The organism is Vibrio sp. 2130-1 (assembly GCF_033339515.1).
The window spans coordinates 1-597 of sequence record NZ_JAWOUT010000482.1 but is presented as its reverse complement, the minus strand read 5'-3'; the positions used below and the strand labels follow the sequence as shown (position 1 = coordinate 597).

The 597-nt window shown below is 40.9% G+C and carries 1 pseudogene; it reads left to right on the top strand.

The features are described 5' to 3' along the window. Positions 1-597 (top strand): annotated as a pseudogene (locus tag R7Q09_RS26960) (NAD-glutamate dehydrogenase domain-containing protein); the annotation flags it as partial.

Below are 597 nucleotides of genomic sequence, written 5' to 3'. Positions count from 1 at the left end.
CCATTCTTAGTGGATTCAATCAAGATGGCGCTAGCGCGCTTAGATCTTGTTTGCCATTTAATGCTCAATAATCCAACTCAGCTAGAGCGTGATAAAAAAGGTCAAGTAACAGAAGTGAACGGTGAGGGTGGTGTTCTTCAATCACTATTCCACATCGAAGTTGACCGCCTAACAAGTAAAGAAGAGATGCAAGCTCTTAAAGAAGAGTTATTGAACATCCTGTCTGATACACGCCTAGTTGTTAATGACTGGCAGCCAATGGTCGACAAACTCAAGATCGTTACAGATGATCTTGAAAAAAACAAAGATCGTGTTTCGATGAAAACCGATCGTTTGGACGAAACCATAGCATTTTTACGTTGGCTTGGTGATCATAACTTTACCTTTATGGGTTACAAAGATTATGACTTAGCGGAAATAAATGGTGATACGGAACTACGACCAGCAAAAGAAAATGGCCTAGGTCTGTTTGCTGATGAAAAGCGCATTCGCAGCGTTAAATTGTCTGAATTGTCTGATTCTGCAAGACTAGAAGCGAAAAAACCTTATGCTTTGATCATTACGAAAGGCAATCAAGCGTCTCGTATCCACCGTCCT